This window comes from Kumtagia sp. (genome assembly GCF_059502445.1).
This window is the reverse complement of record NZ_JCACER010000110.1, coordinates 142,844-164,182: the sequence shown is the minus strand read 5'-3', so window position 1 is coordinate 164,182 and position 21,339 is coordinate 142,844. Positions and strand designations below refer to the sequence as shown.

The following is a 21,339-nucleotide window of genomic DNA, read 5'->3' as shown; positions in this document are numbered from 1 at the left end:
CGCGAGAGGCCATCCGAGGGAAATATGAAGACGCTGTTCGAACCGTCGAAAGTGCTCGATCGCGGCGGCAAGCCGACGGTCCGCGAGCTCTTGTCGGGCCTCGCATTCAATCCGACGGACGGCACCATCCGCCTCAACGGCGACCGCATCGTCATGCAGCGCGCGGCGGTCGGCGTGGAGCTCCGGCGCGAGCTGATTCGCCTGCTCGGCCCGCAGGAAACGCGCGTCTTCCTGATGCGGCTGGGCTATTTCTCGGGGCTGGCGGACGCCCGCTTCGTCCGCAAGAACTGGCCGAGCCTCGATCCGGGCGACGCCTTCACCGCCGGCACCCGCCTGCACACCTTCAGCGGCGTGGTCCGCGTCGAGACCGTCTACAACGACTTCGACTTCCGCCGGAAACGTTTTGCCGGCGAGTTCATCTGGAACGACAGCGTCGAGGCCGCCGAGTTCGTGCGGCTCGGCCTGAAGGCGGCCGAGCCCGTCTGCTGGACCCAGCTCGGCTATGCCTCGGGTTATGCCAGCGAGTTCCTCGACACCCCGATCATCTACAAGGAGATCGAATGCGCAGCCATGGGGCACGCGTGTTGCCGCGTGGTCGGCAAGCCGGCGGAAGGCTGGGGCCCAGACGACCCGCAAGTCGCCCTGTTCTGCGAGCGCGTCATCGTCCGGCAGGACCGCGCTCAACCCGTACAGGCCGGAGCAGCCACGGCGCGCACGCCCGCACAGGGCCTGTCCGATCTCGACCGCCGCATTCTGGCGCCCGTCGTCGACCGGCTCGAGAGCTTCGCGCCGATGCGGCTGCCCGTCCTGATCATGGGCCTGCCGGGCACCGGCCGAAGCCGCGCGGCGCGGTTTCTGCATGACGCTTGCGGCCGGCGCGGCGACCTGCGGCAGGTCTTCGGCGGCCAGGTCGACCACGACCTCTGCGCCGAGATCGCGCGCCGCAACAAGGGTGGGCGACGCGGCGGCGCCGAAACGATCGTGATCGACGGAGCGGAGAACATTCCGGCCGAGGCCCAGGCGCATTTCGTCCGCGCCGTCGAGGAAGGGGTTGTTGCGGGCGGCCCGCGCATCCTCGCGCTCGCGGGCTTCGATCCCGTTGCCGGCGGCGAGGCGTCGGCGATACCGCCCGATCTCTGGTACGCATTGTCGGCCCTGACCGTCCGCATGCCAGCGCTCGCCGAACGCGAAGACAAGGGCGCCATCGCCGCGGCGTTGATGCCGGCGTTTGCCGACCGGCTCGGCCTGCAATCGCGCCCCATCGACCAGCGCGCGGCGGAGGCGATCGACAGCGCGGACTGGCCCGGCAACCTGCCGCAGATGCGCGCCGTGCTCGGCGCCCTGCTGGCTGCCGGCAGGGGCGACGAGCCCGTCTTGCCCGCCGAGATCGCGGCCGAGCTGCTTCGCACGCGCCATCACATGTCCCCGCCCTCCGCGCCCCGCAGCGACGTGCGTGCCTTGCTCGACCGGATTTTCGACGAAGGCGGCATGTCTCTTCAGGATTTCGAACGATCGGCCTACGCGGCCGCGGTGGACCGGGCGGGCGGCAACCTCTCCGCCGCCGCGCGCCTGCTCGGCCTCACCCGGCCGCAGCTCGCCTATCGGCTCGGCGCGCAGGATGATCGGGCGTAGCCTCCGCATCAGGCGGCCGCCTCCTTGTCGCGGCTCAGCACGAAATCGTAGTCCACCTCCCAGAACCAGCCGTCGAAGCCCAGTTCCTTCGCCCGCGCCGGGTCGTCCACCCGCTTGAACTCCGCAAGCAGGCTCTCCTTCACGCCGAACACCGCATCCGAGTTGATGTACGGATCGTCGGGGTCGAAGATGTGGGTGACCAGCGTGTCGAAGCCGTCGGCCTTGATGATGAAGTGCAGATGCGCCGGCCGGTAGGGATGGCGGCCGAGCGCCCCGAGCAGTTGCCCGACCGGGCCATCGTCGGGGATCGGATAGAATTTCGGCTTGACCGCGCGGAACCAATAGCGGCCGTCCGCGCCGGTGCGGAACACGCCGCGCAGGTTGAAGTCGGGCTGGATGCCCTTCTGCTGCACGTCGTAAAAACCTTCGTCATTGGCCTGCCAGACGTCGAGCACGGCGCCGGCGATCGGCTTGCCTGCTGTGTCGAGGATGCGGCCGGAGATCGCCATGTCCTCGCCTTTCTGGTCGAGGCAGATGTTCGCGCCCATCGGTAATTCGGGCGCGTCGGCGACGTGGAAGGGTCCGAGTACCGTCGATTCCGAGGCGCCCGAGGGTTTGCGGTTGTTGATGGCGTCGACCAGCATGGAGACGCCGGTCACGTCGGACAGCAGGATGAACTCCTGGCGCCAGTCGTTGCACATATGGCCGGTGCGGGTGAGGAACAGGATCGCCTGCATCCACTCGTCCTGCGTCGGCTCGATCTCCTTGACCGCTTCGTGCAGCTTACGGGTCAAAACCTCCATGACCTGCTTCAGCCGCTCATTTTTGGCGTTGACGTTGCGACCAGTGACGACGTCCACCGAGTTTTCCTCGGTGAAGAACCCTTTTTCGTGAGCTTCCATGATCGTTCCTCACACAGCCAGGATGGATTTGAGCACTCGCCGCAACTCAGCCACGGGATCGTCGGCTGCCGCCTCGCGCCGCCAGCAGACATGCTGGTCCGGACGCACCAGCACGATGCCGCTGTCGCGCACCTCGCGGGCGCGGGCCCAATCTCCGGTGAAATCCTGCCAGTGCTGGCGTGGGCCGATGACATGGGCGGCGACGTCCAGGCCGAGTTCCCTGCCCACGATCTTTGCCGCCTCGATCCAGCCCTGGCCGCCGATGCCGGTGAGCAGCGCAAAACGCCCCTTGCCGGCGAGGTCGAGCGTCGAGACCTTGCCGCCGTGATTGTCGAAGACCCAGACATGCGGCAGCCGCGCGCCCGGCCAGGTCGTCGGCTGGTAGTGCAGCTCGGCGTCCTTCTCGAACGCCGGCTCCTTCTGCCCGTCGGTGACGATGGCGTCCGAATGATACCGCTGGTTCATCTCGACGCCATGCGCGTCGAACTCGTAGACCTTGTAGGCAATGGTCTCGCGGATCTTCCTGCGCTGCTCCTCCGCCTCCGGCGTGTCGTCGCAGCGCGCATCCATGTTCTGCTGCATCTTCACCGGGTCGATGGAATCGAGCAGGCCGAGCGCCTTGAAGATCGGCCCTAACTCCTCGATCGACTGGTTGGCGCGCGTCACGATCTGTTTTGCGATCGGGGCGCGCTCGACGTTGAAGCTGTCCAGCAGTTTTGGCCCGGCCGTGCCTCTCAGGACATAGGCCAGCTTCCAGGCGAGATTGAAGGCGTCCTGGATCGAGGTGTTGGAGCCGAGCCCGTTGGACGGCGGATGGCGGTGGGTGGCGTCACCCATGCAGAAGACGCGGCCGTTCGACATTTTCGTCGCGTACATGTTGTTGACGGTCCAGGTGGAGACCGACTGAATGTCGACCTCCAGCTCCGGATCGCCGACCAGGTCGCGCGCCACCTTGGTGGCGAAGGCGGTGTCGACCTTCGGCTCCGGGCCGTTGATGTCGTAGCCCCAGACGATCAGCCACTCGTTCCACGGGCGGATCATGCGCACCAGCCCCATGCCGATGCCGCCGACATCGGCGCCGGGCTGCACCACCCAGTAGAGCACCGACGGGCGATGGGCGACGTAACGGGACAGGTCGGCCTTGAACAGGATGTTCATCGACCCGCCGACGCCCATCTTGCCCTCGAAGGTGAGCCCGGCATGCTCGGCGACCTTGGAATTGCCGCCGTCGCAGCCGACCAGGTATTTGGAGCGGACCATGAACTCCTTGCAGGTCAGCCGGTCGTAGCAGGTGGTGGTGACCCCCGTGGCATCCTGCTCGTGCGAGACGTACTCCGTCGACATGCGCGCCTGCGTGCCGCGCGAGCAGGCGGTCTTGAACAGCAGCGGCTCCATGAAGGTCTGCGGCAGGTCGTTCATGTGGCTGGGCGAGGAGAGCTGGTGCTCGGCGCGCGACAGCGGGTGTTTTCCCCAGCTCCGCATGCGGCCGATTTCTTCTCCCGCCAGCGAGGTACAGAAGATGTTCTCGCCCATCAGGTCCTGTTCGGTGGCGAACATGTAGGCCTCGTCCTCGACCTCGCGGCCAAGGTCGCGCAGCACTTCCATGGTGCGCTGGTTGGTGATGTGGGCGCGCGGCGTGTTGGCCAGCCAGCGGTAGCGGTTGATCACCATGTTCTCGACGCCGTAGCTGGCGAGCAGCGCCGCGCAAGCCGAGCCGGCCGGCCCGGTGCCGATGATGAGGACGTCGGTTTCGATATCAGCCATGCGGCGCTCCCTTGGTCGTGAAGCTGATGGGTCCGCCGCTGAGCCGGCGGCGGATAGGGAAAAACTGGAGTCCGGTGCGATCGGCTATGAGGCCCCACAAGCCGCGCGGCGCGAACAGCATGATGGCGATGCCGATCAGGCCGAGCACCAGCAGGTACCACGAGCCGTAGTCGGCGAGCATGTTCTGCAGCAGCAGGAAGACGATGACACCGACGATCGGCCCCTCGATGGTGCCGATGCCGCCGATGACGACGATGAAGATGACGTAGGCCGTCCAGTCGATGACGGAGAAGGCCGCGTCCGGCGAGATGCGCGCCTTCTGCACATAGATCAGCGCGCCGGCGAGCCCGGTGATGAAGGCAGCGGCCAGATAGACATAGGTCTTGACGCGGCGCGCATCGACGCCGACCGAGCGCGCCGCCTCCTGGTTGTCGCGCACGGCGGCCAGCGCCAGCCCCTGGCGCGAGCGCAGCAGCCGGTAGACGAAGCCGATGGTGGCGACGGCAAGCAGCAGCGCCAGCCAGTAGCAGACGACATCGGAAGCGTGCGCGGCGCGCATGCCGAACAGGTCGCCGACCAGCCCGACGCCGATCATGTCGCGGGTCGTGCCGGAGGGCAGCGAGGTGCCGGTGCCGCCGCCCAGCGCCTTCCATTGCGCGAGCAGCAGCCGCACCACCTCCGCGACGACCCAGGTGCCGATGGCGAAATAGGCGCCCTGCAGGCGGAAGGCGAAGAAGCCTGTCGGGATGGCGAGCAGCGCGGCGGCAAAGCCGGCCAACAAGATCGAGGAAAGAGGATCGAGCCCCAGCAGGATGACGCAGGCGAACATCGCATAGGCGCCGAAGCCGACGAAGGCCTGCTGGCCGACCGAGACCAGGCCGGCATAGCCGGCGAGCAGGTTCCAGCTCTGCGCCAGCGTCAGCATGGTGAGGATGAAGAACAGGTCCTGGAGCAGGCCGCGCGAGATGAACAGCGGGGCGAGAATGGCGACGACGACGACGATGGCGGCAGCGACCGCAAAGGCGCTGGAGGCCTTGGTGCGGGTTTCGACTTTCCAGGAGCGGTGCGAGGCGTCCATCACCACGCCCCGCTTCGAAGTGTCGTACCAAGGCAGGGCGCCAACGCCGATGCCCCCCTCCCTCTTGAGGGGAGGGGTATGGGGTGGGGGTCGGGAGCGCGCGAAACCTTCCGAGGTACCGAAAGGCTCAGATTTCTCTTTGACCGACTGTATCCGCCGCACTCCCACCCCATACCCCTCCCCTCAAGGGGGATGGGGGTGTCAAAGCCGCGCCAGAGGCCTTCAACCGTGTCGCCAAACATCTCGCTTCCGGCAGGACAGAGGGGGGTGCGACGAAGTGCAAACATCGCCATCCTCAATCCACCGCCCGCGGAAACAGCCCGCGCGGCCGGATCAGCAGCACGACCAGGAAAGCGACGTGCCCCGCCAGAATCTGCCATTCCGGATTGATCGCCGCGCCCACCGTCTGCGCCACGCCGATGATGACGCCGCCGGCCAGCGTGCCCCACAGCGATCCAAGCCCTCCGATGATCACCGCCTCGAAGGCGTAGATCAGCCGCGCCGGGCCGATGGTCGGGTCGAAATTGGCGCGCGTGCCGAGATAAAGCGCGGCGATGGTGACGACCACCATGGCGATGCCGGTGGCGGCGGCGAAGATGCGGTGCGGCCTGATCCCCATCAGCCCGGCGGTGACCGTGTCGTCGGAGGTGGCGCGGAAGGCGCGGCCGAGCGCGGTGCGGTAGAAGAGCTGGTTGAGCCCGATGATCACCAGCACCGCCGACAGGAAGGTGAGCAGCGGCATGACGCCGACATTGATGGCCCCGAGCTTGAGCGACGCGGTCTCCAGCGCGCCGGCCGAGATGCGGCGGCTGTCGGCGGAAAAACCTTCGAGCAGCGCGTTCTGGATGACGATGGAAAGGCCGAAGGTGACCAGCAGCGGCGGCAATATGTCGGGGCCGAGCGTGCGGTTGAAGAGCTGCGACTGGAGCGCCCAGCCGACCGCGAACATGACGGGCATGGCGACCAGCGCCGCCACGAACGGGTTCAGCCCGAGCGCGGTGACGAGCACCAGGATGAGAAAGGCAGCGAGCACGATCAGGTCCCCATGGGCGAGGTTGACCAGGCGCATGATGCCGAAGACGAGCGACAATCCCGCCGCGAACAGCGCGTAAAGCCCGCCGAGCAGGACGCCCTGGACGATGGTGTCGAGCAGGCTCATGGGCCGGCCTCGCAAGCAAGGCTGGAGCGCTGCAGCCCCCCCTCTGTCCTGAGCTTGTCGAATGGGCCGGACATCTCCCCCTCAAGGGTAGGGCAATCGTGTATGTCGTATGGCGCGAAATTTGGCGCCGCCTTACCCCCACCCCTAACCCCTCCCCACAAGGGGGAGGGGGACTTTGCGGCGGCCCTGCCCCGCGAAACCGCCGATGACTGTTGCTCGGCGGGCATGCAAGCAGGTCCCTCTCCCCCTTGTGGGGAGGGGTTAGGGGTGGGGGTACCTTCAAATGCGATTGCCCTGTCCTCAAGAAGGAGATGTCCGGCCCATTCGTCGGGCTCAGGACAGAGGGCGGTGTGAAGGAGTGCGAACTTCATCCCCGCACCCCGAAATACGCCGCATGGATCGCCTCGCGCGTCAGCGCGGCCGGCGCGCCAGCGAGCGTCACGCGCCCCTCCATCATGCAGTAGACGCGGTCCGCCACCTTCAGCGCCTGCGAGATATCCTGCTCGACGATGACGATCGACGCGCCAGCGGCGCGGATCGCCGGGAAGGCGGCGTAGATGTCGCGGATGACGACGGGCGCCAGCCCCAGGCTGATCTCATCGCAGAGCAGCACGCGCGGATTGGACATCAGCGCCCGGCCGATCGCCACCATCTGCTGCTGGCCGCCCGACAGCGCCGTGGCCGGGCTGTTGCGGCGCTCCTCGAGGATCGGGAACAGGCCGAAAACCGTCTCCAGCGACCAAGGCCCGTCGACCGCCCGGCCGTAGCGGCCGATCAAAAGGTTCTCCTCCACCGACAGCGACGGGAACAGCTTCCGCCCTTCCGGCACCATGGCGATGCCGCGCGCCATCACGTCGGGGGCGGCCAGCGCGCCGATCGGCTCGCCGCCGAACATGATCTGCTCGGGCGCGTTGGCAAGCACGCCGGAGATCGAACGCATCAGCGTCGTCTTGCCGGCGCCGTTGGCGCCGATGACGGCGACCGTCTCGCCGGTCTCCAGTGCGACGTCGACGCCGAACAGCGCCTGGAAGTCGCCGTAGCGCGCGGTCAGCCCACGGATTTCGAGCAGCGCCATCAGACCTCGATCCCGAGATAGATTTCGCGCACCGCGCGCGAGGCCATGATGTCGTCCGGCTTGCCGACGCCGATCACCTTGCCGAAATTGAGCACCAGCAGCCGTCCGACCACGGCGTTCAGCGCATGCAGCACATGCTCGATCCAGACGATGGAGGTGCCGCGCCCATGCACGGCGCGGATCGTCCCGACCAGCGCCTCGCATTCGCCTTCAGTCAGCCCGCCGGCGATCTCGTCCAGCAGCAGTACCTTCGGGTCGGTCGCCAGCGCGCGGGCCAACTCCAGCCGCTTGCGCTGCAGCAGGCCGAGGCTGCCGGCGGTCTGGTTGGCGCGCTCGGCCAAGCCGGTCTCCACCAAAATGTCGGCGCAGCGATCGGTGACCTCCGCCTCGCGTTTGCGCGAGCCGAAGGCGGCGGCGACCAGCAGGTTCTCGAACACCGTCAGCTTTTCGAAGGGCTGCGGGATCTGGAAGGTGCGGCCGATGCCGGCGAGGCAGCGCGCCATCGGCGGCTGGCGCGTCACGTCGGCGCCGGCGAAGCGGATGCTGCCGGCGTCGGCGGAAATATTGCCGGTGATCAGGTTGAACAGCGTCGATTTTCCAGCGCCGTTCGGGCCGATGATGCCCAGCGCCTCGCCCTCCGCAAGATCGAACGAAACCGCATCGGCGACTTTCAGGGCACCGAAGGATTTCGAGACGTCTTGGAGGGCGAGGATAGGCATGGTTCTCCTGATGGTGTGCGTCTCCCTCCCCCTCGAGGGGAGGGTCCGGCCGAAGGCCGGGGGTGGGGTCAGTGCGGCAGTGCTCCGGCGCAAAGCGGCGTGGAGTTTGGCCGCGAGGACCCCACCCGCCTCGCTTCGCTCGGCACCCTCCCCTCGAGGGGAGGGATCGCCGCGTCTACGCAATCGGCTCCATCTTGCCGCCTGTCGGAATCTCTGGCGCGGTCTGGTTGTCGGTGATGACGAGGTCGTATCCGCCGCCCTCCTTCAGCCGCCACTGCCCGCCGACCAGCGGCGTCTTGCAGATGTTCTTGGCGGCGAAGGGCGGCAGGTTGGCACCGTTCCATTCGACATGGCCGACGATGGTGTCGAGCTTCGTCGCGGCGATTGCCTCGACGACCGCTTCCGAGTCGGTCGGGTCGTCGACGCGCTTGACCACGTCGATCGCCACCTCGAACAGCGCGTGGATGAAGCCGATCGGCTGCGTCCACGGTCGCTTGGTGAAGGCGGTGAAGCCGTCCGCCAGTTCCTTCGCCGAGGCGCGGGTCAGCGACGACTTGAACGGATGATTGGGCGACCACCAGACTTCCGACGACAGGTTGTTGCCCTGATTGCCGAGCGCCTCGACCGCCTGCGGGAACAGGATCGCCTTGCCCATCGACGCCACCTTGGGCGTGAAACCCTGCTGCTTGGCTTGGTTCCAGAAGGTCGTGAAGTCCGGCGGGATCATCACACCGGTGATGATCTCGACGCCGCCCGACTTGAAGGCGTTGATCTGCGCCGAAAAATCGTCGGTGAGGTTCTGGTAGCGGCCGGGGTCGGTGAGCGTGTAGCCCCTTTCCGTGAGCACCGGCGGGAAGCCGACCTGCTTGTCGCCCCAGGCGTTGCCGTCGCCGTCATTGGGGAACAGGCCGCCCACCTTCTTGTTGGTCTCGACCTGCGCCCACATGTTGGTGAAGACGGCGATCACGTCCTCCAGCCCCCAGAAGAAGTGGTAGGCGTAGTCGAACGGCTTCCAGCTGCCGGGATCGGCGGGATTGCCCTGCTGGCCGATGAACCAGGGCTGCCATGGCGCCTTGGTGGAGATGCAGGGCATGCCCTCCGCCTCGCAGGTGGTGGCGACGGGATTGGTCGTCTCCGGCGTCGAGGCGACCAGCATGATATTGATCTCGTCGTCGACGATGAGCTGCTTGGCCACCTCCGCCGCCCGGTTGGGGTTGGACTGGCTGTCCTTGACGATCACCTGGACGTCGAGACCGAGCGACTGGGTGACCGATTTGAGGCCGTCCAGCACGAAGGCGTCGGCCTCGGCGAAGGCGGCAAGCGGACCAGTCTGCGGGCTGACATAGCCGAGCTTCACCGCCTTCGCCTGGGCGATGGCCGGCATCGGCAGGCCCGATGCGCCGGCGACAAGGCCGGTCGCGGCGGCGCTCTTCAGCAGCGTCCTTCTGCTCAGTCTCTGTGTAATGAGTCTTGTCATTGCTTCCTCCCAAGCTGCTTTTCGTTCATTGCGGCGGGCGCCGGCCCTCCCACGCATCCTGCAGCAGCGCGCGGATGCTTTCCCGGTCGAAGGGCCGTGGATTCCAGTAGGGATTCTTGGTCGCGATTTCCGCCGCCCGGTCGAGATCGCTCTCGCTCAGGCCGAAATCCCTGAGCTTCGTCGGCGCGCCGAGCGAGCCGGCGAAGTCGAAAAGGGCGGCGCCCGGCGTGCCGCCGAGCGCGTCGGAGACCGGCGCGAGCAGGTCCGGCACCTCCACCGAATTGAAGCCGACCGTGTGCGGCAGCAGGATCGCATGAGTCTCGGCATGCGGTGTGTTGAAGGAGCCGCCGAGCGTATGGCAGAGCTTGTGGTGCAGCGCCATCGAGGCGCCGCCGAGCGCCGTGCCGCACAGCCAGGCGCCGTACAGCGCCCCTGCCCTCGCCTCGCGGTCGCCGGCGTCCTTCGCCAGCGCCGGCAGCGCACCGGCGAGCGCCTTGAGCGCGTCCGTCGCCATCAGTGTGATGATCGGGTTGCGGTCGCGCGCGTAGAGCGCCTCGGCGGCGTGCGCCATGGCGTTCAGCCCGGAGGTGATAGTGAGCGCCGGCGGCAGGGTGAGCGTCAGGTCGACGTCGTAGATCACCGTTTCCGGCAGGATGGACGGATCGCGCCGCGTCGTCTTCTCGCCGCCGGCAGTCTCGCCCAGGATGTCGGTCATCTCCGAACCGGCATAGGTGGTGGGGATGACCACCTGGTCGGCGCCCGTGCGCGTCGCGATCGCCTTGCCGAGTCCGATGGTGGAGCCGCCACCCAGCGCCACGACGCAGTCGGCACCACTCTGCTTGAATGCCGCGAGCGCCCGTTCGGTCACCTCGACCGGCGTGTGCATGGTGGCGTCTGTGAACAGACCGGCGCAGAGTCCGCCGAGTTCACCGACCAGCGCTTGGGCGTCCGCCTTCTGGTTGGGCGTCGACAGCACCAGCGCCCGGCTGCGTCCGAGCCTCTCGATCTCCGTGCCGGTCTCGGCGATAGTGCCATGGCCGAAGACGACCCGCGAACGCAGGCCGGGAAAGACGAAGGGGTTTATCGCGGTCATGCCGTCGCTCCTCCCGTTGGTCGGGAGATCGCGCGACCGGCGGCCACCGTTTCCAACATCGTGTCCAACGCAGCGATTTCCGCGTCCAGCACCTCGTGCGCCCGGCCTGGAAAGACCTCCAGCCGCAGCGCCGCGCCCGCCTGGGCGACGTCCTGCGCCGCCTCGAAGAATGCGTCGAGCGGTATCCACGGATCGGCGTCGCCGCAGGAGAGATAGAGGGGCAGGCCGTCGAGCGGCGATGCCGCCGCGGCGCGCGAGGCACCGCCGACCCGGCAGCCGGTGAAGCCCACCAGACCGCGCAGCCTGCCCGGCCGCCGCAGCGCGTATTCCAGCGCCAGGCACGCACCCTGCGAGAAGCCGGCGAGCACGACCCGGTCGCCCGGCGCCCCGTCAGAGACGCCGAGCGCGATCGCCGCATCGATGGCGTCCAGCCCGGCCTGTAGTTGCGCCATCGTCCGCTCCGTCAGCGGGTCGATGGCGCGCGCATCGTACCAGACTGCGCCCGCTGCGCGCGGCAGCACGACATGCGCGCCTCTGTTGCGCAGGCGGGCGACCACGTGCTCGCCCATCTCCTCCGGCGACTGGCCGCGGCCATGCACGAACACGCACAGCGCATCGGCATGGGCGGGCATGGCCCCCAGCCTCAGCACGGCATCCTCGGTCGCGACGGCGGCCACCCGGTCCTCTCCTACCACTCGAACTTTTCGAGGCCGGCGACCATCTCGGCCTTGCGGTCCTCGAACCAGGGCGGGAACACCAGCGTCTGGCCGGTCTTGCCCTCCGGCTCGTCGACCGCCCAGCCTTTCTCGACCGACCAGGCGATCTCGAACAGCGCGCCGCCCGGCGAGCGCACGTAGCAGGACTTGAAGTAGTTGCGGTCCTTCTGGTCCGACACGTCGGTGAAGCCGAGCCCTTCCAGATGCGCCTTGAGCTTGAGCTGGTTCTCCTCGTTGCCGGTGTTGAGCGCGAGATGGTGGATGGTTCCGCCTGCCAGCGTCCAGGTTCCCTGGGGCTTGTTCGGCTCGTGCAGCACTTCGACGGAGGCCATCGGGCCGGAGCCCGGCAGCTTGAACTTCAGCGCCGAAGCCTCCTCGCCAAGCTTCTCGATGCCCATGCCGATGGTCAGGAAATCGTCCATAGAGGTCTTGTCGAACACCGCGATGCCGACGCCGTAGATGCCCTTGATGCCGTTCTCGGCGCTGATGCCATCGGCGACGATCGGCTCGCGCGTGTCGTTCTCCGCCGCCACCAGCTCGATCGGGATGCCGCAGGGATGCTCGAGCGCGACGCGCCTGATGCCGAAGCGTTCGATCCGGCTCGCCTTGCGGCCGGCCTTATTCAGGCGGTCCTCCCAGAAATCCAGGCTTTTGGGCGGTACCGCGAGCTGGATGACCTTGGTCTGGTTGGTGCCCCGCCGGCCGAAGATGCCGGGCTTGCGGAACGGGAAAGTGGTGACGATGGTGGAAGGATCGCCGGCGGCGTTGCCGTAATAGAGGTGATAGACCGGCGTCGTGCCGTCGAACAGCACCGTCTTCTTCACCGATTTCAGGCCGAGCGTCTTGGTGAAGAAGTCGAAGTCCTCCTGGGCGCCGTCGACGCTCATGGTGAGATGGTGGTAGCCGTTGATCAGGGCCATTGGTTCCTCCCTTTGCTTGAACCGTTTAGCGATGGCGCGGCCGTTGCCGGCCGGCAAAGTTCGTTGCGATCATGCCGTCCGCCTTCCTGGCCTGGCGCGCACCATGACGAAGGTGAAATCCAGTCCCCAGGCGATTTTCCCGCCCTTGCAGGTCTCGTGCCTTATGTCGCCGAGCAGTTCCGGCCTTACCCCGAACAGCGGGTCCTCGTGCAGTTCGGCGTCGGTGCGGTCGAACACATGCGTGGTGATCGTCTCGAAGCCCTCGGCATTGACGACGAAATGAAGATGCGCCGGGCGCCTGAGCGGGCAGCCGACCAGGCGCAGCAGCCGTCCCACCGGTCCATCGTCGGGCACCGTATAGCCGGCCGGCTTCACGGCCGCGTAAGTGAACGCGCCGCCGGCGTCGGTGGTGAAGACGCCGCGCAGGTTGAACTCCGGCTGCAGGTCCGGCTGCTGGTTCTCGTAAAAACCCTTGTCGTTTGCCTGCCACGTCTCGACGACGGCGCCGGCGACCGGCTTTCCGTCGAGGTCGAGCACCTTTCCACGCACGGTGAGCCGCTCGCCGGCGGCGTCCAGGGAAATATTGGCGCCATTGGGCAGGCGCGGGGCGTCGGCCCGGTAGAATGGGCCGCGCACGGTGTTCGGCGTCGCGCCGCGCGGCCGCCGCGCATTGATCTCCTCGACCAGCGCCGACACGCCGAGCAGATCCGACAGCAGCACCCATTCCTGTCGCTTGTCGTCGCTGGCATGGCCGACCTCGGTTAGGAACGCGACGATGCCGCGCCACTCGGCCGGCGTCGGCCGCATCTCGCGCACGAGCTGATGGAGATGCGCAACCGCGGAGACCAGCGTTTTCGACAGCCGGCCTGCATCCGCCTTGGCCAGGCGCTGCGCGACGATGTCGAACGACGTCTCCTCGCCGAAAGTCGGCGTGGCGATCTGCGACGGCATGGTTCCTCCCCAAGGTCCTCTCACCTTGTGGCTGGAAGACTAGCACCGGAGATTTCATCGTTTGATGATTTGATGCATGGCCGATATAACAAATCGCTATGAAGCTGGACGAACGCCATCTCGTGCAATTGGCCGCCGTGGTGCAGACCGGCAGCGTCACCGAAGGCGCGGCGCTGATCGGGCTGACCCAGCCGGCGGTGTCGCGCACCTTGGCCATGCTGGAGAAACGGCTGGGCGAGCCGCTGTTCCACAAGGGGCGGCGGCCGCTCGAGCCGACGGCGCTTGGCCGCGCCCTTGCCGACCACGGCCAGGTCATGCTGGCGGCGTCGCGCAAGGCTTCCGAACTGGTCGACGATTTCCGCCACGGCCAGGGCGGCGTGGTGCGGCTCGGCGGCGTGCCGTTTTTCATGGATGCACTGATCGCCGGCATGATCGCCGAGTTCCAGCATGCGCATCCGAGCGTGCGCATCGACCAGAGCTACGGCTACCTGCCCGACCTCAGTGCCGCCATCCTCGCCGATCGCATCGATATCGGGGTGTGCCCGATCGACATCCTCGACGAAGGCTCCGGCCTCACTTTCCAGGAGATCCTGCCGGCGCACAATGTGATCGCCTGCGGCATCACCCACCCGCTGCTCCTGAAGCGCAAGATCACCGCCGCCGACCTCGTCGCCTATCCGTGGATCGCGCCGCCGTCGGGCAGCCCGCTGCTCAGCGATCTGCACCGCATCCTGCTGTGGCTGGGCGTCAGCGAAATCCGCGTCCGCTATTCCGGCGGCTCGCCGCTCAGCGTCGTCAACTACATGAAGGCGACGGACGCCCTGACCGTGCTGCCGCACAGCGTCGTCTTCGCGCTGAGAAAGGACAAGGCGATCACCGCGCTGCCCTTCGATTTCCCGCAGCCGGAACGCGCGCTCGGGCTGCTCCGGCTGGCCAACGCGCCGCGCGCCCCGGCGGTAGACGCCTTCGCCGCTCATGTCGGCAACAGCTTCGCGACGCTGCGGCACTTGATCAAGCGCCACGAGCAGGCGGTGGTCTGGGGCGCGTAGCGGTCAGGGTTCCGCTCCGTTCTGCCTGCCCACTAGTCTGCCTGCCTGCCTCCCCACCGGCCTATTCATCTGCATGACAGCGCCTCTTCGCCACCGAAAGTTGCCGCTTGCGCTCAGCACATAAAAAAATGATTTGCATATCTGCAAAAGACGTATAGGGTTCGGCTGCCTGGCGAAAGCCGGGCGGGAGGATGGAATGGCAATCGAACTGCGCGGACTGGCCTGGGACCACAGGCGCTGCTGGGGACCGCTCGACGCGAGCGTCGCGCCCTATCGCGCCAACCATCCCGACATCCGGATTTCCTGGGATCGCCGCAGCCTGTTCGAGTTCGGCGAAGGCCGCATCGAGGAGGTCGTCCGCCGCTACGATCTCGTCATCTTCGACCACCCCTTCATCGGCGACATCGCCGCCGCCGGGCTGATGGTGCCTTTCGACGCCTGTCTGTCTGAAACCGAGCGGCGGCGCTTCGAAATGGACAGCGTCGGCCCCTCCTGGCGCTCCTACCAGGCGCTCGGCCGGCACTGGGCGCTGCCGATCGATGCCGCCGCGCAGGTCGCCGCCTGCCGCCCCGATCTGCTTGCCGCCTATATCGAGCGCTTTCCGGTAAGCCATGCCGAGGTGCTCGACCTCGCCCGCAACCTGCGCAGTGACGGCAAGTGGATCGCCTTGCCGCTGGTGCCGACCGACGCCATGTGCCTGGTGCTCTCGCTGGCCGCCGGCGCCGGCGAGACGATCGGCGCCAACGGCGGCTTCCTGCCGCGGACAAGCGTCGAGCGCATCGTCGGCGAGTTGCGCGAACTCGCCGCCCTCGCCCACCCGGGCTCGCGCGAATGGAACCCGATCCGCTGCTTCGACCACATGGTCGCGCACGACGACACCGTCTACGTGCCCTATGCCTTCGGCTATGTGAACTACGCGGCGCGCCACGAAGGACCTACGCTCGCCTTCGGCGACATCCCCGGCAGTCCGCCGCGCGGCGCCTTGCTCGGCGGCGCCGGCATCGGCGTCAGCGCCTTCTCGGAGCATCCGGAGGCAGCCGCAGAATATGCGCTGTTCCTGTGCTCCGAAGGCTATCAGCGCGGCGACTATGTCGCACATGGCGGCCAGCCGGGCTCGCGCGCCGCGTGGCTCGACGACGCCGTCAACGAGCAGACGCGCGGCTTCTTCCGCAGCACGCTCGCCACGCTCGACGGCTCCTATCTCAGGCCGACGCATCCAGGCTTCGTCGATTTCTTCCGCGAGGCGACGCACAAAATCGTTGCCGCCATCGACGGCGAGATGGCGCCGGCCGCCCTCGCCGGCTGGCTGGATCGCCGCTACGCGCTGTCCCTGGCAGGCGCCCGGCCGGACCGGAGAGCCGTATGAGCGTCGAGCCCGCCAATGACGACGTCGAGGTCGCGCGCCGCGACTACAAGGTGCCGGCCGCTGAGAAGGCGCTCGACATCCTGGAGTTCATGGCCGCCTGCCGCGAGGACGTGACGCAGACCGAGATCTCGGCCGCGCTCGGCCGGTCGATCCACGAGGTCTACCGCATCATCCAGCTGCTCGAAGGGCGCGGCTATCTGATCCGCACGAAATCCGACCGCTACCGGCTGTCGCTGAAGCTGTTCGAGCTGGCCCATATGCACCCGCCGGTCAACCGGCTGGTCGACGTGGCGCTGCCGGTGATGCGCGACCTTGCCGCGCGTGCCAACCAGAGCTGCCATCTCGTGGTTCTACGCGGTTCCAGCGTGCTCATCGTGCTGCAGGTCGATTCGCCGCTGCCCATGCGCTATTCCGTGGCACTCGGCTCGCACTTTCCGATCCTGGAGACCAGTTCCGGTGCCGTTCTGCTCGCTTTTACGCCACCGCAGGAGCGCGACGCGCTGGTCGACAGGCTGGTGACAGCGGGCGAAGCCGAGATGCCGCGCGAGGAAGTCGAGCGGCGCATCGCCGACATCCTCGCCAAGGGTTACGAGATGCGCGCCTCGCTCGCCGTCGAGGGCTGCACCAACATCGCCGTGCCGATCCGCGACCATACCGGCGCGACCATCGCCGCGCTCACCGTCCCCTACCTGCCGCAGAAGCAGGCGCGGCTCGACCGCCTCGCCGTGCTGGAGGAGGCCGCCATCGCGGCGATCGAGATCTCGCGCAGCCTGGGAGCCGCCGAGGGACGGGCAAGAGTTTCAGGCGACAGACCATCGGACCAAGACCTGGAAGGCCCGGGTCACAAAGGGAGGAAGACATGAGAAAATTGCTGAAGACCACGCTAGCAGCGTCGGTGGCGCTCGGTGCGCTTGCCGGTTCGGCGCTGGCGCAGAATACGCCGAAGAAGATCGGCTACGTCGTCAACTACGCCACCCACGAGTGGTACCAGAACGTCATCAAGGGCATGAGGGATCGCGGCCAGCAGCTCGGTATCGAGATCGAGGTCAAGGACGCCAATCTCGACGTCGCCAAGCAGGTCTCGTTCGCCGAGGACTTCATGGCGCAGGGTGTCGACGTGCTGATCATTACGCCAGTCAACGAGGAAGGCGTCGCGCCGCTGATCCGCCGCGCCAAGGCCGACAACATGCCGCTGGTGTTGGAAGGCAATCCGGTCAAGGGCATGACCACCATGGTGGCGATCTGCGACTACGACACCGGCTACCACGCCGGCGTCGCGGCCGGCAAATACGCCAAGGAGCATCTCGGCGGCACCGCCAAGGTGATGAATGTCGGGCTGCCGCTGCTGTCGGCCACCGTGCTGCGCTCGCAGGGCTTCATGGACGGCATCAAAACCGAGATCGCCGACGCGACCATGGTGCACGACCTCGATGGCGGCGGCAATCCGGACCGCGCGCTGGAAGTGTCGTCGGCCGCGCTGGCGCAGAATGCCGACATCAACATCATCTACGGCATCAACGACAACTCCTCGCTCGGCGGCCTCCAGGCGTGGAAGGCGGCCGGCAAGTCGCAGGACGGCCTGCTGGTCGTCGGCACCGGCGGCGAGGGCCTTGCCTTCATAAACGCCATGCAGAACGAGCCTTCCTACAAGATCGAGGCGGCGATGTTCCCGGAAAAGGTCGGCTTCACCGCCGTCGACGCGGCCGTGAAGGTGTTCAACGGCGAGGAAGTGCCGGAGCACATCGTCAGCCCGACCGCGCCGATGCTCGGCGAGGACTGGAAGAAGTTCTATTCCGTCGAAGGCACGACGCGCAGCGTCAACTGGGACGGCATCAACGGAGTCCAAGCGCCGGACAAGTGCATGAAGACCGCCGCCGATCTGAAGCAGTAAGGTAGGCTGCCGACAACGTCTCGCCGGGGCGTCAGACGCCCCGGCCAAGCGCGGACCGCGACATGACCAGCGAATCCCTACCATCGACGCGCAAACCGGGCACGGCCTTCGGCCTGTTCGCCGACAGGAGCCAGATCGTGCTGATCGGCATCCTGGCGGCGCTGTGCATCGCCATCTCGCTCGCTGCGCCGCAGTTCTATTCGGAGGCCAACGTCATCGCCATCCTGCGCCAGTGCGCGCTGGTGCTGATCGTCGCCGCCGGCATGACCATGCTTTTGATCTGCGGCGAGGTCGACCTGTCGGTCGGCGCCTCGCTGGCCTTCGTCGGCTGCATCGGCATGGACGTCATCAACCGCACGGGGTCGCTGACCCTCGGCGTGCTGGCGGCGCTCGCCTTCGCCGGAACCGTCGGGCTGTTCAACGGCATCGTCGCCACCCGCCTGCGGGTCAATTCGCTGATCGGCACCATCGCCACCATGATGATGCTGCAGGGCGGCGTGTTCCTCTACACACGCGAAGCGGTGCAGAACCACCACCACCTGCCTTCCTTCACCGGTCTCGGCGCCGGCTATGTCGGTCCGCTGCCGATCCCCGTCATCATCGCCGCGATCGTCTTCGTCGTCGCCTTCGTCGCGCTGCGCTACACTACCTTTGGCCGCTATCTCTACGCCGTCGGCGCCAGCGAGAAGGCTGCGCGGCTCTCCGGTCTGCGCGCCGAGCGGCTGAAGCTGATCGCCTTCGTCGTCACCGGCCTGCTTGTCGGCGTGGCCGGGATGATCCTCGCCTCGCTGATGAATGCCGGCCAGCCGACCGCCGGCCGCGGCTTCGAGCTTACCGTGATCGCCGCCGTCATCCTCGGCGGCACCAGCCTGTCCGGTGGCCGCGGCACGCTGATCGGCACCCTGCTCGGCGTGCTGGTGCTCAAGGTCATCGACAACGGCATCATCATCCTGCGCTGGAACCAGGACCTGCAGATGGTCGTGCCCGGCATCGTCATCATCCTGGCGACCTGGCTGGACATCATCAGGAGGCGCGCCGATGCACCCTGAACTGGTCCAGGAGCGCGGCGGCGCACATACGGGTGCCGCCATCGAGATGCACGGCATCGGCAAGCGGTTTCCAGGCGTCGTCGCTCTCGAAGAGGTCGACCTCGTCCTCGCCCGCGGCGAGGTGCACGCCCTCATGGGCGAGAACGGTGCCGGCAAGTCGACGCTGATCAAGATCATGGCCGGCGTTTACGGCCGGGATGCCGGCACGATCGATATCGACGGCCGCGAGGTCGCCCTGCGCAACCCGCGCGAGGCGCTGGCGGAAGGCATCAAGGTGGTCTTCCAGGAGATCGCGCTGATCTCAGAATTCACCGTCGCCGAGAACATCTTCCTGGAGCGGCACCCCGTCGGGCGGGCCGGCTCGATCGACTGGAAGAAGATCCGCGCGGAATCGGCGGCGCTGTTCGAGCGCATCGGCTTCGACGTCGACCCGGCGGCACGCACCGGCGACCTGCCGGTCAGCCAGCAGCAGATGGTCGAGATCGCACGGGCGCTTGCGCACGAGGCGCGCATCGTCGTCATGGACGAGCCGACCTCCTCGCTGACGCCCAACGAGGTGGCGCTGCTGTTCAAGGTGATCCGCCGCCTCACCGATCTCGGCATCGCCGTGCTCTACGTCACCCACAAGCTCGACGAGGTGTTCGAGATCGCCGATACGGTCACGGTGCTGCGCGACGGCCGCCATATCTCCACGAGGCCAATCGGCGAGCACACGCACGACACGCTGATCCAGGACATGATCGGCCGGCGCATCGACAATCTGTTTCCGCGCTCGCGTGGCCATGCCAAGGGCGACATCGCGCTGTCGGTGAAAGGCGTGTCGACAGACGCGAAGCTGGACGACGTCTCCTTCGAGGTGCGCGCCGGCGAGGTGCTCGGCTTCTTCGGCCTGATGGGTGCCGGCCGCACCGAGCTGGCCAAGGCGATCGTCGGCTTCGATCCGATCCGCGCCGGTAGCATCGAGATCGCCGGCCGGCCGCTGAAGCCGCACGACACGCGCACCGGCGTCGGCCTCGGCATCGGCCTGCTCACCGAGGACCGCAAGGGCGAGGGCCTTATGCTGGAGCTCTCGGTCCAGCAGAACATGAGCCTCGCCGCGCTCGGCGCCTTCAGCCGCGCCGGCTTCGTCGACGAAACCCGCGAGAGGGCCGCCGTGCAGGGTTTTGTCGACCGGTTCCGCGTCCGCACGCCGTCGCTCAACCAGCTGATCAAGAACCTGTCCGGCGGCAACCAGCAGAAGGTGCTGCTCGCCCGCTGGCTGATGCGCGGGCTGAAGGTGATCGTCGTCGACGAGCCGACGCGCGGCATCGATGTCGGCGCCAAGTCCGAGATTTTCGCGCTGCTCGACCGGCTCGCCAACGAAGGCCTGGCCGTCGTCATGATGACATCCGAGATGCCGGAACTGCTCGGCCTGTCCGACCGCATCGCCGTGATGGCTGAGGGCCGCATCACCGCCGTCTTCGACCGCGACGCGGCGACCCAGGAGAATATCCTCAATGCCGCAATCGCTTGACGCCGCCCATCCCGTCCCGCCGCCCGCTCCGGCGGCGGCCATGCTCAAGGCGCTGTTCAGGCGCAGCGAGATCCCGCTGCTGATCTCCCTGCTGGTCGTCATCGCCTTCTTCTCGATCGCTTCCGACACCTTCCTGACGACGCGCAACATCGCCAACGTGCTCGGCCAGTCGGCGCTCGCCATGACGGCCGGCATCGGCGTCGCCATCGTCTTCATCTCCGGCGAGGTCGACGTGTCGGTGGGCTCGCTGGTGGCGGCGGTGGCGATCCCGCTGATCGCCGTCATGAACGCCACGGAATCGCTCTTCCTCGGCATCGCCGCGGCCCTGGCGCTCGGCCTCGTCGTCGGCGCCGTCAACGGCTATCTCTCGGCCTATCTCGGCATCAACTCGCTGATTGTCACGCTGGGCACGCTCTTCATCCTGCGCGGCGGCGTCTATCTCTACACCGGCCAGACGGCGATCCCCGACGAAGCGATGCTGGAAAGCTTCTTCCAGATAGGCAACGGCCGGCTCTTGGGCCTGCTCCCCTACCCCGCGCTGATCGCCTTCGTGCTGCTGCTCGCCTTCGCCTATGTGATGCGCCACCGGCCCTTCGGCCGCCAGGTCTATGCCGTCGGTGGCAATCCCGAGGTGGCGCGGCTCGCCGGCTACAGCGTCAAGCGGGTGAAATTCGCCTGCTTCATCATCAGCGGCCTGCTCGCCACGGTCGCCGGCATCATGCTCGCCTCCCGCCTCGGCTCGGCCGTGCATGTCGCCGGCCTCGGCTTCGAGTTCCAGGTGGTGGCGGCCGTGGTGCTCGGCGGCGTCAGCCTGTCGGGCGGCATCGGCAGCCTGTTCGGCATGGCGCTCGGTGTGCTGATCCTGTCCTTTCTATCCAACGGTCTCGGCATGCTGGCCCTTGCCACCGAGTGGCAGCTCGTGATTACCGGCGGCATCATCATCGCCGCCGTCGCCTTCGACGAATTCAAGCGCCGGCGCATCTGA

The 21,339-nt window shown here is 67.3% G+C and carries 19 protein-coding genes; 8 read left to right on the top strand and 11 right to left on the bottom strand.

What is annotated here, in order from left to right:
* The first annotated feature begins 24 nt into the window (after nucleotides 1-24).
* The gene (locus AC5JDC_RS29745; RefSeq protein WP_495847247.1) at nucleotides 25-1,632 is read left to right on the top strand and encodes a XylR N-terminal domain-containing protein; all 1,608 of its coding nucleotides are present in this window, start codon (nucleotides 25-27) and stop codon (nucleotides 1,630-1,632) included.
* Nucleotides 1,633-1,640: 8 nt separating this feature from the next.
* On the opposite strand, the gene AC5JDC_RS29740 is transcribed toward AC5JDC_RS29745, so the two are convergent.
* From AC5JDC_RS29740 to AC5JDC_RS29690, 11 genes are all read right to left on the bottom strand, one after another.
* Nucleotides 1,641-2,534, bottom strand: a complete 894-nt coding sequence (locus tag AC5JDC_RS29740) for an intradiol ring-cleavage dioxygenase (RefSeq protein WP_495847245.1) — start codon at nucleotides 2,532-2,534, stop codon at nucleotides 1,641-1,643.
* Nucleotides 2,535-2,543: 9 nt separating this feature from the next.
* On the bottom strand, nucleotides 2,544-4,298 hold the full coding sequence (locus tag AC5JDC_RS29735; RefSeq protein ID WP_495847243.1) for an FAD-dependent oxidoreductase: 1,755 nt from the start codon (nucleotides 4,296-4,298) through the stop codon (nucleotides 2,544-2,546).
* The gene (locus AC5JDC_RS29730; protein ID WP_495847241.1) at nucleotides 4,291-5,376 is read right to left on the bottom strand and encodes a branched-chain amino acid ABC transporter permease; all 1,086 of its coding nucleotides are present in this window, start codon (nucleotides 5,374-5,376) and stop codon (nucleotides 4,291-4,293) included. The genes AC5JDC_RS29735 and AC5JDC_RS29730 overlap by 8 nt, the downstream gene beginning before the upstream one ends.
* 295 nt (nucleotides 5,377-5,671) lie before the next feature.
* Nucleotides 5,672-6,535: a branched-chain amino acid ABC transporter permease gene (locus AC5JDC_RS29725; RefSeq protein WP_495847239.1), complete on the bottom strand. Its 864-nt coding sequence runs from the start codon at nucleotides 6,533-6,535 to the stop codon at nucleotides 5,672-5,674.
* 367 nt (nucleotides 6,536-6,902) lie between these two features.
* Nucleotides 6,903-7,610 (bottom strand): ABC transporter ATP-binding protein, encoded by a 708-nt coding sequence (locus AC5JDC_RS29720; protein WP_495847237.1) that lies wholly within the window; start codon nucleotides 7,608-7,610, stop codon nucleotides 6,903-6,905.
* A complete protein-coding gene (locus AC5JDC_RS29715) occupies nucleotides 7,610-8,329 on the bottom strand; it encodes an ABC transporter ATP-binding protein (protein WP_495847235.1) in 720 nt (239 codons plus the stop codon). The genes AC5JDC_RS29720 and AC5JDC_RS29715 overlap by 1 nt, the downstream gene beginning before the upstream one ends.
* Nucleotides 8,330-8,504: 175 nt before the next feature.
* Nucleotides 8,505-9,806, bottom strand: a complete 1,302-nt coding sequence (locus AC5JDC_RS29710) for an ABC transporter substrate-binding protein (protein WP_495847233.1) — start codon at nucleotides 9,804-9,806, stop codon at nucleotides 8,505-8,507.
* Nucleotides 9,807-9,831: 25 nt separating this feature from the next.
* Nucleotides 9,832-10,899, bottom strand: coding sequence for a maleylacetate reductase (locus tag AC5JDC_RS29705; protein WP_495847231.1), 1,068 nt, complete (start codon nucleotides 10,897-10,899; stop codon nucleotides 9,832-9,834).
* Complete coding sequence (locus AC5JDC_RS29700; protein ID WP_495847229.1) at nucleotides 10,896-11,576, bottom strand: alpha/beta hydrolase; 681 nt, start codon at nucleotides 11,574-11,576, stop codon at nucleotides 10,896-10,898. Before AC5JDC_RS29700 ends, AC5JDC_RS29705 begins: the two co-directional genes overlap by 4 nt.
* Nucleotides 11,577-11,587: 11 nt before the next feature.
* Nucleotides 11,588-12,535: a VOC family protein gene (locus AC5JDC_RS29695; RefSeq protein WP_495847227.1), complete on the bottom strand. Its 948-nt coding sequence runs from the start codon at nucleotides 12,533-12,535 to the stop codon at nucleotides 11,588-11,590.
* Nucleotides 12,536-12,604: 69 nt separating this feature from the next.
* Nucleotides 12,605-13,486: a dioxygenase family protein gene (locus AC5JDC_RS29690; protein ID WP_495847225.1), complete on the bottom strand. Its 882-nt coding sequence runs from the start codon at nucleotides 13,484-13,486 to the stop codon at nucleotides 12,605-12,607.
* A 98-nt stretch (nucleotides 13,487-13,584) separates the two neighbouring features.
* On the opposite strand from AC5JDC_RS29690, the gene AC5JDC_RS29685 reads away from it, so the two are divergent.
* From AC5JDC_RS29685 to AC5JDC_RS29655, 7 genes are all read left to right on the top strand, one after another.
* Nucleotides 13,585-14,535: a LysR family transcriptional regulator gene (locus AC5JDC_RS29685; RefSeq protein WP_495847223.1), complete on the top strand. Its 951-nt coding sequence runs from the start codon at nucleotides 13,585-13,587 to the stop codon at nucleotides 14,533-14,535.
* A 196-nt stretch (nucleotides 14,536-14,731) separates the two neighbouring features.
* On the top strand, nucleotides 14,732-15,901 hold the full coding sequence (locus tag AC5JDC_RS29680) for an ABC transporter substrate-binding protein (RefSeq protein WP_495847221.1): 1,170 nt from the start codon (nucleotides 14,732-14,734) through the stop codon (nucleotides 15,899-15,901).
* Nucleotides 15,898-16,764 carry an IclR family transcriptional regulator gene (locus AC5JDC_RS29675; RefSeq protein WP_495847220.1) on the top strand — a complete coding sequence of 289 codons (867 nt, stop codon included), beginning with the start codon at nucleotides 15,898-15,900 and terminating at the stop codon, nucleotides 16,762-16,764. The genes AC5JDC_RS29680 and AC5JDC_RS29675 overlap by 4 nt, the downstream gene beginning before the upstream one ends.
* On the top strand, nucleotides 16,761-17,792 hold the full coding sequence (locus AC5JDC_RS29670) for a sugar ABC transporter substrate-binding protein (protein ID WP_495847218.1): 1,032 nt from the start codon (nucleotides 16,761-16,763) through the stop codon (nucleotides 17,790-17,792). The genes AC5JDC_RS29675 and AC5JDC_RS29670 overlap by 4 nt, the downstream gene beginning before the upstream one ends.
* 62 nt (nucleotides 17,793-17,854) lie before the next feature.
* A complete protein-coding gene (locus AC5JDC_RS29665) occupies nucleotides 17,855-18,841 on the top strand; it encodes an ABC transporter permease (RefSeq protein ID WP_495847216.1) in 987 nt (328 codons plus the stop codon).
* Nucleotides 18,831-20,354, top strand: coding sequence for a sugar ABC transporter ATP-binding protein (locus AC5JDC_RS29660; protein ID WP_495847214.1), 1,524 nt, complete (start codon nucleotides 18,831-18,833; stop codon nucleotides 20,352-20,354). The genes AC5JDC_RS29665 and AC5JDC_RS29660 overlap by 11 nt, the downstream gene beginning before the upstream one ends.
* Entirely contained in the window at nucleotides 20,338-21,339 is a 1,002-nt protein-coding gene (locus tag AC5JDC_RS29655; RefSeq protein ID WP_495847212.1) for an ABC transporter permease, read from the top strand. Before AC5JDC_RS29660 ends, AC5JDC_RS29655 begins: the two co-directional genes overlap by 17 nt.

What these genes read in the sequence shown, in the direction of transcription:
- AC5JDC_RS29725 (WP_495847239.1), bottom strand. Translation starts at nt 6,535, where the DNA reads ATGAGCCTGCTCGACACCATCGTCCAGGGCGTCCTGCTCGGCGGGCTT.
- AC5JDC_RS29710 (WP_495847233.1), bottom strand. Translation starts at nt 9,806, where the DNA reads ATGACAAGACTCATTACACAGAGACTGAGCAGAAGGACGCTGCTGAAG.
- AC5JDC_RS29675 (WP_495847220.1), top strand. Translation starts at nt 15,898, where the DNA reads ATGAGCGTCGAGCCCGCCAATGACGACGTCGAGGTCGCGCGCCGCGAC.
- AC5JDC_RS29730 (WP_495847241.1), bottom strand. Translation starts at nt 5,376, where the DNA reads ATGGACGCCTCGCACCGCTCCTGGAAAGTCGAAACCCGCACCAAGGCC.
- AC5JDC_RS29695 (WP_495847227.1), bottom strand. Translation starts at nt 12,535, where the DNA reads ATGGCCCTGATCAACGGCTACCACCATCTCACCATGAGCGTCGACGGC.
- AC5JDC_RS29685 (WP_495847223.1), top strand. Translation starts at nt 13,585, where the DNA reads ATGAAGCTGGACGAACGCCATCTCGTGCAATTGGCCGCCGTGGTGCAG.
- AC5JDC_RS29665 (WP_495847216.1), top strand. Translation starts at nt 17,855, where the DNA reads ATGACCAGCGAATCCCTACCATCGACGCGCAAACCGGGCACGGCCTTC.
- AC5JDC_RS29690 (WP_495847225.1), bottom strand. Translation starts at nt 13,486, where the DNA reads ATGCCGTCGCAGATCGCCACGCCGACTTTCGGCGAGGAGACGTCGTTC.
- AC5JDC_RS29655 (WP_495847212.1), top strand. Translation starts at nt 20,338, where the DNA reads ATGCCGCAATCGCTTGACGCCGCCCATCCCGTCCCGCCGCCCGCTCCG.
- AC5JDC_RS29660 (WP_495847214.1), top strand. Translation starts at nt 18,831, where the DNA reads ATGCACCCTGAACTGGTCCAGGAGCGCGGCGGCGCACATACGGGTGCC.
- AC5JDC_RS29735 (WP_495847243.1), bottom strand. Translation starts at nt 4,298, where the DNA reads ATGGCTGATATCGAAACCGACGTCCTCATCATCGGCACCGGGCCGGCC.
- AC5JDC_RS29740 (WP_495847245.1), bottom strand. Translation starts at nt 2,534, where the DNA reads ATGGAAGCTCACGAAAAAGGGTTCTTCACCGAGGAAAACTCGGTGGAC.
- AC5JDC_RS29705 (WP_495847231.1), bottom strand. Translation starts at nt 10,899, where the DNA reads ATGACCGCGATAAACCCCTTCGTCTTTCCCGGCCTGCGTTCGCGGGTC.
- AC5JDC_RS29720 (WP_495847237.1), bottom strand. Translation starts at nt 7,610, where the DNA reads ATGGCGCTGCTCGAAATCCGTGGGCTGACCGCGCGCTACGGCGACTTC.
- AC5JDC_RS29745 (WP_495847247.1), top strand. Translation starts at nt 25, where the DNA reads ATGAAGACGCTGTTCGAACCGTCGAAAGTGCTCGATCGCGGCGGCAAG.
- AC5JDC_RS29680 (WP_495847221.1), top strand. Translation starts at nt 14,732, where the DNA reads ATGGCAATCGAACTGCGCGGACTGGCCTGGGACCACAGGCGCTGCTGG.
- AC5JDC_RS29715 (WP_495847235.1), bottom strand. Translation starts at nt 8,329, where the DNA reads ATGCCTATCCTCGCCCTCCAAGACGTCTCGAAATCCTTCGGTGCCCTG.
- AC5JDC_RS29670 (WP_495847218.1), top strand. Translation starts at nt 16,761, where the DNA reads ATGAGAAAATTGCTGAAGACCACGCTAGCAGCGTCGGTGGCGCTCGGT.